Below are 9,551 nucleotides of genomic sequence, written 5' to 3'. Positions count from 1 at the left end.
TTACTGTCTTGGCTACCACTAAGTCTACTGCATTGTTTACCACAATATCCTCACTTGGATCATCCGGAGTAGTATTGTTATCCGTTTGATCTAAAGTTACACCAGTCACCGTATTGGTAATGGTATCTCCACTAGTACCTGCATCTACACTCGCTACTATATCTAATGTTGCAACTCCAGCACTAGTAATCGTACCTATTGTCCAAACTCCTACCGCTGCATTATAATCTGCTGCTGGAGTAGCACTAACAAAAGTTACTCCTGATGGTAGTAGGTCTGTAAGTACCACATTGGTTGCTTGTGCTGGACCGTTGTTGGTTACGGTAATTGTATAAGTAATCGAATCTCCCTCATCTGGAGTGGCATTACTTACTGTCTTGGCTACCACTAAGTCTATTGCATTGCTTACCACAATATCCTCACTTGGATCATCCGGAGTTGTATTGGTATCCGTTTGGTCTAAAGTAACTCCTGTTACCGTATTGGTAATGGTATCCCCACTGGTACCTGTATCTACACTCGCTACTATATCTATAGTCGCAACTCCAGTATTATTGATTGTGCCTATGGTCCAAATTCCTGTTCCGGAAACATACGCTCCACCTCCTGTATCACTTACATAGGTTACTCCTGATGGTAACAGATCTGTAAGCACTACACTGGTTGCAGCTGGAGCTCCATTATTAGTTACTGTAATTGTATAAATAATCGAATCTCCTTCAGCTGGAGTTGTATCACTTACTACTTTGGCAACTACCAAATCTACTTCATCATCAATAGCTCTCCAATCTGGATCTCCACCAGGATTATCTGTATCGGGAAAAGGGTTCACTGCAGTTTGTCCTCCATTAGTTGAACCAGATGTATTTATCGTGCCTGTACCATCTGTATCAAACTCATCATCTAACCCATCTCCATCGCTATCTGTTCCTAAGGCTCCTAAATCTGGTGTAGTTCCGATCGTATCTGTAGCATCTACTACTCCATCATCGTTACTATCATAAGCCTCGATAGTATCGCTTTCTCCATCTTCATCAGAGTCTAAATCTAAATAATCAGTTCCATCTGCTAATCCATCTGTATTTTCAGGAACTATTGGAGTTCCTACTAATCCACAAGTCGCAATAGTACAATTAACATCATATTGATCATCGATACCATCAGCGTCAGTATCATTTCCACTCGGAGGAAAATATCCTGTTGTAGATTGACCTTCTATATTATCTACTATACCGTCATTATCACTATCAATATCTATATAGTTTGCTCTACCATCTGTATCTGTACTAGTTGGGTTTGCTGTAGTTGCAGTATTAGTATCATTTGATTCTACAGAATTAGCAAGACCATTAGCTCCAAAATCAGCTGATACACCATCTATGATACCATCTTGATTTGCATCTATTGCTCCATTATTTAACTGTCCAGATTCCATTAAATCTGTAATCCCATCGTTATCACTGTCTAAATCCAGATAATCTCCTATTCCATCACCATCTGTATCACAATTTTCTTTTGCAAAAAATGAGTAAGCAATAAAATCAGAGCCTAAATCTGTAGAAGTAATATTTAGAGTTGATACTAAAGTTCCTCCATTTCCTTTTATTACTATACTTTGATTATCTGCAATGCCATTTAATGAGATTATACCGTTAGTATTATAATTTAAATCTCCCAAAACCTTACTAAAAAGGCCATTAGCTGATCCTCCGTTAACTGTGATTGTATATTTTGCCGATGGCGGTAATGAAAAAGTTGTAGGATCGACATCGTTAACCCAAAATGCAATTTCTTCTACTGGTACAGCGGGAGAAAATGTCAATTCTAAATTAACATCACCTGTTTTGGCCATACGTTGTTCTCCTCCATTTTGATTTATATTATAATTTATTTGTCTGTCATTAAACAATCCTATATTAGACTGATACGAAACTCCTGGGAAATTTACTGAAATTGTTGAAGTTGTCTTACCTAACCAAGCTCCGGTAGTATTTTGGGATAAAAACCCTACACAAGTCTCTTGTATATCCAAAATACCATCATTATCATCATCAAGATCAACTGCATCTTCAATACCGTCATTATCGGTATCTATAATTATAAGATTAGTAACGGTTGGATCATCTGGGCTACCATCATTGTTAGGGTCTATATTCGTTATATTATTAGGATCATCAGAATCATCCGTGACAGCTGCGCCTCCTAATGGGTTTGGAGCACTCGCTACTGCTGTATTGGTAAAATTACCTGCAGCAATATCCCCTGCAGTAATCACATAACTAGCTGTATACGTACTGTTATCTACTGCGCCTACTATTAAATCTATCGTAGTAGCTGGAACAACTGTAGCGTTTGCATCTGTAACGCTAATTCCTGTTAAATCTATATTACCTCTATTAGTTACTACAAAAGTATAGTTGATTGTATCTCCTGCATCCAGGATACCACTTCCATTCGTATCTACAACTCCTGTACTGGTTTTGGTAATATCCAATAGTGGTTGGCGTAAATCCGTAACAGTTGGGTCATCTGGACTACCATCATTGTTTGGATCTACATTTGTCGCATCGTTTGGATCATCAGAATCATCGGTTACTGCTGCGCCTCCTAATGGATTCGGTGCACTCGCTACTGCTGTATTAGTAAAATTACCTGTGGTAATATCTCCTGCCGTAATCACATAACTAGCTGTATATGTACTGTTATCTACTGCCCCTGCTACTAAATCTATCGTTGTAGCTGGAACAATTGTAGCATTTACATCGGTAACACTAATACCTGTTAAATCTACGTTACCTGTATTGGTTACCACAAAAGTATAATTGATTGTATCTCCCACATCTATAATACCATTACCATTGGTATCTGCTACTCCAGTACTGGTTTTGGTAATATCTAAAAATGGTTGACGTAAATCGGTAACCGTTGGATCATCTGGATTGCCATCATTATCATCGTCTGTAGCGTTTGCAGGGTCATCAGGGTCATCTGATAAACTAGTAACTGCATTAGCATTAGAATCTAATCCGCTTACTGTAGCTGTATTGCTATAATTGCCTGTAGTAATATCTGCCGCTAAGATAGTATAAGTAGCTGTAAAGGTATTGGTATCTATACTTCCACTAGTTAAAACAACAATTGGTCCTCCTGTAATTACAACGTTAGGGTCTGCATCTGTAAGGTTAATATTTGTAATTGCAGAAGCTCCATTATTAGTTATTCTAAATGTGTAATTTATTGTATCTCCAGCATCAATAATTCCATTCGTATTCGTATCTACATATGTATCTGTTTTTAATACTGAAATATTTATCCACTCCCTCCAATTAGCCTCTCCTCCTGGGCTATCTGTATCTGGAAAAGGATTAGTAGCTGTTTGCCCTCCATTTGTTGGGTCTAAACTAGCATCATTTACATCAAAATTATTATCCAAACCATCGTTATCTGAATCTAAAAAGGAAGGAGTCGTATCTGCTACACCATCATTATTGATATCATACGCTTCAACAACGTCGTCCTCACCATCTCCATCAGAATCCAAATCTAGATAATCTGGTATCGCATCACTATTAGGAGATCCTGCATCTGTATTTATAGGTGTCAAAGGAGTACCTCCAGCATCTATATCATAACGATCGTCTATTCCATCTCCATCTCCATCATTTAATAAAGGTGGTAGATAACCAATAGTATTTTGTGCTTCAATATTATCTACAATTCCATCATCATCTGCATCTATATCGAGATAATCTGCTCCTCCAGTACTGTCACTATTAGGTACTAAAAGTGGGGTACCTGTAGTAACTTCACCAGCTCCACTACCACTATCTACATTATCTACTACATCTGCTAACCCATCTTTATCTATATCAATAGGTGTTCCTGTACCAATGACTCCGTCATTATCAGGATCTGTACCTCCTGCTTCAATAACATCTAAAATACCATCATTATCACTATCTAAATCTAAATGGTTAGAAATACCATCTCCATCTAAGTCAAATTGTGGCTGCACCAACCCATCTACATCTCCTACAGAAAAATCATTATCATTATCATCTAAATATGCAGGCACTCCATCTCCGTCTGCATCTAAATTGGGAGCCCCCGCTGCACCACCTTCATCAACATCTAAAATACCATCATCATCATCATCTGGGTCTTTGGCATCAGAAAGCCCATCCCCATCAGAATCTTTATCTCCTGATATGGTACTTATAAACACTCCTGAATCCAAAGAAGGATCTCCCGCGTCTGCAATCGCCATTTTAAACCTATAGGTATTACCAGCTACTAACCCTGACAAAAGACCTGTTAATTGTTGAGTAAGACCATTATACTCTGTAAATATTATAAAAGGGCCAGGGTTGGTATTACATGCGGCGGCAGACGTATCATGCCCATTATTAATGTATAAAGGAAAATTAGTTAAGTCCTCTGTTGCTATATCATCATTACAACCTAAAAAACCTGCATTAATCGTATTTACTGCAACAGGACTCGTTGTACCTGGTACTAATGCTATATTCTGAGAACCAACTATCCCTGGGCCAGAAATAAAAAAACCAAAAATATCATTATAAACACTCCCTACATAATCTGGATATTCATCAGATCCAAATTGGTATACAACTTTTAAATCTGTAAATCCAGGTTCTAAAACGACATCAAATGAAAAAACAACCACATCATTGTTTGCCGTAGCATCTATAGCTGTAATATCTGGATCATTATATGGGTCTATTCCTGGTGCGTTAATTGAAGCCTCAGTTTGTGAATTATTACCAAATGCTTGTGTTGCGCTACCTGTGCTTAACATTACTCCACCATCTAATGCTAAATTAGCTCCTGCAGTACCATTAGAAAATATCGCTAATTGTGTAGCTCTATCTCCTGTTTCTAAAGTAGCATTAGATAATGAAATACCATCCCCATCCAGAACTCCTAACATAGCTGCATTGGTTGGATTGCTAACAAAGGTAGCCTGAGAGTAACTAAAATTACTTAAAACCAAAAAACATACTAATACAAGTAGGCTAAATTTTTGGTTTATGTAGTTGGTTTGAAAAATTGTAAAAATTTTCATAAGCTATTTATGATAAAATTGTTGTTTTATTTTTTTTACTAAATAATAACATTATGCTTAATGCTTTATAATCAACTGAAGCTAATCAGATAATATCTACTCTACACTAGGCTACTCTATCTGCATCTAAAAACAAATAATAATAGGGGTTTTCTGACAGGAGACTAATAATGCTCTCCTTACACGAATTTAACATTTTTTTTATAAGAAAAATCAAAATCACGTGTTATAAAAACATTTTTTATCGCCAAAAAGATATTTTCATCCGATAAAATACGAAAAAATATGCATTTATCCGTTTTTATATGTTTTAATATCTTTTCTTGTCTGAAAACACAAAAAGCTTTTCTTAAAAAAATTATGTCACTTGGTTTTCTTTCTGATATGTATGTTAGAAATTTTCTTGAATTTACAGACACTGTATTTTTAGAAAAAAGATCTTGCCCTTTAAACACCCTCTTTTTAGAAAGTTGTTTTGTATATGGATGTTTATTAATTAATAATACCGAAGATGTTTCTAAAAAAGAATATGCTACAAATAAGTATATTAGTATAAGAAAAGTGGTCGTAATTATTAAAAAGAAAATGCTATATCTTATGTTGTACTTAACTTCTTGTGGTAAAGAAACAGTATATTGATTTGTGCTATCTTTTTCTAAAGAAGATCTTGATATCTTCTTTTTTTCAAAAAAATGGAGCTTCATAATGTTGATTTGGTTTTAAATTAACGTTATTCATACCCTATAACATTAGCTCGCCAAAGTTTTTAGTTACAGGATTGTTTTACTTTATTTTTTTAGTTGTTCTAAATCTCTTAATACATTCTTTAAAAAAGAATATAAAAAATACTCATAAATCATTAATAAAGGGAAACAAAATTGAAGTAGGTAAAAACAACCTTGCTCATAAGTAATTTATTTCCAATTTAGTTTATATTTTATAATATCTATCTAAAACAAACATAGTACTATCTACAAGGCTGTCACAACATAATATAGATGTTAAAAAAACTACTCTTAAATCCCTGTGAGTATAGAAATAAATTGTTTAAAGTATTCTTTTTATAAGCTATATGTGTTTATGTAAATTATACTTTTTGTTATGTTAATTTTAACATTATAAATGTATACATAAAACTTTGATATACAATACATTAAATCATCAAAAAAGATATGGTTTTTCCGTAAAAAAAAGCAATCTATTGATTATCAATATATTGCTTATCTGATTATATGATAGGTTTTATATACTTTAAACGTATAGTCGTAAACAAACATTTGTAAATACAAAAGATTGATAGTACGTTTTAAAAATCGAAGTTTCTACAGTAAATTCAAAATAGAACTGGTGTCATAAAGATTTTGTGTTTAAAAAAATGATGTATAATAGAGTTATATACATCATTTTTTTATATAAGATACAGTGGACTAACTTATATATTATATCCATTAAATAGGTCTAAAGTGCAGTGTTATATATTAGAAGAGATATACAGAGAATACTACGCGCTTTTATTATCATATTGAGCGAAGTAGATGATGAACTATTGATTTTTCAATAGCTTACACTTTGCTCAATATGATAAGATAAATTAGACCTAAAGAAATAAAGTCTATGGGTTGATTATATAAAGCCTCTTTTTCGAGCCTCTTCTAATAACATTTGATCGTCTGCTTTGGCAATAGAAAACATCTCCTTGATCTGGTTTTTTCTTTTTTCGATAGCACTTAAAGATAAACTTACATAATTAGGTAGATTTTTTGTTTTTACCCCACGAGATAAGTGATACAGAATTTTTAAATTCTTTTCGTCTAAAGAGAACTTATTGGTCATCATTTTTCTAAAATGATCGTTAACCGTAGCACTATAATACGCTTTACCTTTTACGATATTATTAAAGGCTAACAATAACTCACTAGAGGTAAGGTCACTTTTTATTAAAAACCCTGCTGGGTTTATATTTTTAAGTATGTTGTGGATTCTATGATCCTCTCTATGCATGGTTAAAATAATTATTTTAGATTTTGGCAATAGTTCTTTTGCATGTTTTGCCAGATCTTCTCCAGAGGTAATGGTACCATCTTTTGATGGTGGTAACTTTATATCTATAAAAAGCATATCAAAAGGAGTAGATTCTGAAGATTTTACAATCTCTGCATAGGCATCATCGCAATTAGACGCGATGTCTATCTTAATTTGATATTCTTTTTGATTTTCTCCTAATAAGGTATTCTTATACCCCTCAATAATCATTGGATGATCATCGATCATAAGAACTTTTAACTTTTTCTTCATCTTAAAAAATTTGTTGTTTTAGGTTCTAAAAATATATTCATCTTTTATCTATAAATAGCCATCAGAAATTATACCAGAATGAACAAGTATTTTATTTAATATAATTCTGCTACATTGGCTTTTGCTGGCACACTAACCGATACCATAGTACCTCCTGTATCGACATCATTAATAAATTGAACTTGCCCGTTCATTTGATTAACTCTGGATGTAATGTTTTTTAAACCAATTCCTCGTTTTACTTTGGTGCTATTAAATCCAACACCGTCATCTAAAATAGTAAGATTTATGTTACCATCTACATATTCGAAATTAATTTTTATAAGATCTGCACTAGCATGCTTAAAAATATTTTGCATCGACTCTTGCAAAATCCTAAACAGGTTTACTTTTTTCTGGTCATCTACACCCTCCCAATCTATATCCTCGTCGTTATTAAACTCAAAACTTATTTTATGTACCTCGCACAGATCGCCAATAAGGTTTTCTACCGCATCTATGTATGCCACATCAGATGGCAGAGTCTCTGCCCCCAGATCATGCGATAACAATCGTATTTCTTTTTCTATAGCCTTAAGCTCGTCTATATATTTGTTTCTTGCCTCTGTAAAACCATCGTTGGCACGTTGATTGATCCCATCCAAACTTAATCGCACCCCAAACAATCTACCCAGTACACCATCGTGCAGCTCCTCGGACATGCGTTGCTGCTCCATCTGCCGCCCCTCTTCTAACTTTATTTGCTGATTAAGTAGCAATCTATATATCTCCTCGTTAGACTCCTGTTGGGTTTGTGCAAAAAGCAGCTCTTTATTACTTTGTTGTTGTCTAAATATAATATACCCCAACAAAAATAATGCGGTTAGCCCCAATATTGCTATGATCAAAATCTCGTTTTCTTTACTAATTTGTTGGTTTTTCTCTACGATTTCTTCTGTCTCAAATTTAATACGAGCAAATTTATCCCTAAACAAACGCTCTACTTTAATCAAACTATCGTTTAGTGCTATATACTTGTTTGCATATTGTAAACCTATATCACTATCCGATATTTCAGATAACAACAAATATACACCTAGCAATTCTTCATTATTATGTAAGTCTAAAGATATATTTCTAGATCTTTCTGCATACATCCTGGCAATACTATCCTCATCTATAGATTTATAATACTCCGCTAGATGTAAGGTGTTAGTAGCAATCCCATATTTATCATCAATACTATCTCTAATTTTTAAGGCCTTATAAAATAGATCTGGTATATTTGTTAAATCTTTAGACAAAAAATTCACATACGCCAGATTATCTATTAATCTAGAATGCCGCTTTGGATTTTTATTTAAAAACTCAGTATACGCTAATCCTTTATGATAATATTCTTTTGCTTTATCATATTCTTGTTGTGATTTATAAACTGTGCCAATATTATTAAGTGAAATTAATGTTTGTAACACTTCTTCTTCTCCTCCTTTAGCGTATTCTATTGCTTTTAAATGATATCCCACAGCCTCATCATATCGTTCTAAATATTTTGCAAGTATACCTAAGTTAGTGTAACATAAAGGTAAAAATTTTTTATTTTTAGATAATTCAAATTTTTCTATTGCTCTAATAGTAAGATCTTCACTCCCCGCATAATCTTTAGTTCTTTGAAGTATACGAGCCATATCTAATAATACTTTTCCGTGGTTATACTCGTGTCTAAACATTTTAGAATAAATCTGCTCTGCTTTATCAAAATAATAGTATGAACTATCAATCTTATCGGTCCTATAATATATGCCAAGGTTTCCAAAAGAGGTAGCAATTCCTAATGAATCCTTTAAAGAAGTAGATAATTTCAAAGCTTTTTCGTTCATCTTTCTATAACTATTATAATCTTCTAGATTATAATAAACGATAGAAATTTCATGAATTTTATCCATTTTATAAACACTTTCATCTAAAGTAGAACATATCGTATAAGCTTTATCCAAATTAGATTTTCTTTGAATAATAGAAAAATTATTACTTTTAGCTTTCAAAATATATGAAGTGATTAAATTAGATTTTATATCTTCTTTTTTTACAATTTCATTAGGCTTTTCACAACAAATAAATGTAAATATCAAAAGTATTTTGTAAAATATATTAACAGTTTTAATCATTATAAAATAAAGTTATTCATAAA

General features: G+C 33.2%; 4 protein-coding genes. 1 reads left to right on the top strand and 3 read right to left on the bottom strand.

Going from position 1 to position 9,551, the window contains the following annotated elements:
- Nucleotides 1-5,086, bottom strand: a 5,086-nt coding sequence (locus tag H527_RS22160) for a DUF7507 domain-containing protein (RefSeq protein WP_035088216.1), incomplete at its 3' end; no start/stop codon positions are given.
- Nucleotides 5,087-5,446: 360 nt separating this feature from the next.
- On the opposite strand from H527_RS22160, the gene H527_RS23990 reads away from it, so the two are divergent.
- Nucleotides 5,447-5,725, top strand: coding sequence for a hypothetical protein (locus H527_RS23990; protein WP_155837900.1), 279 nt, complete (start codon nt 5,447-5,449; stop codon nt 5,723-5,725).
- 984 nt (nt 5,726-6,709) lie between these two features.
- Here the strand turns inward: H527_RS23990 and H527_RS0113860 are convergent.
- Nucleotides 6,710-7,381, bottom strand: a complete 672-nt coding sequence (locus H527_RS0113860; RefSeq protein ID WP_027413267.1) for a response regulator — start codon at nt 7,379-7,381, stop codon at nt 6,710-6,712.
- 95 nt (nt 7,382-7,476) lie between these two features.
- Nucleotides 7,477-9,528, bottom strand: coding sequence for a tetratricopeptide repeat-containing sensor histidine kinase (locus H527_RS0113855; protein WP_027413266.1), 2,052 nt, complete (start codon nt 9,526-9,528; stop codon nt 7,477-7,479).
- Nucleotides 9,529-9,551: the final 23 nt, after the last annotated feature.

It is taken from the genome of Aquimarina muelleri DSM 19832, assembly GCF_000430665.1.
Taxonomy (GTDB): domain Bacteria; phylum Bacteroidota; class Bacteroidia; order Flavobacteriales; family Flavobacteriaceae; genus Aquimarina; species Aquimarina muelleri.
This window is presented reverse-complemented; position numbering and strand designations above follow the sequence as displayed.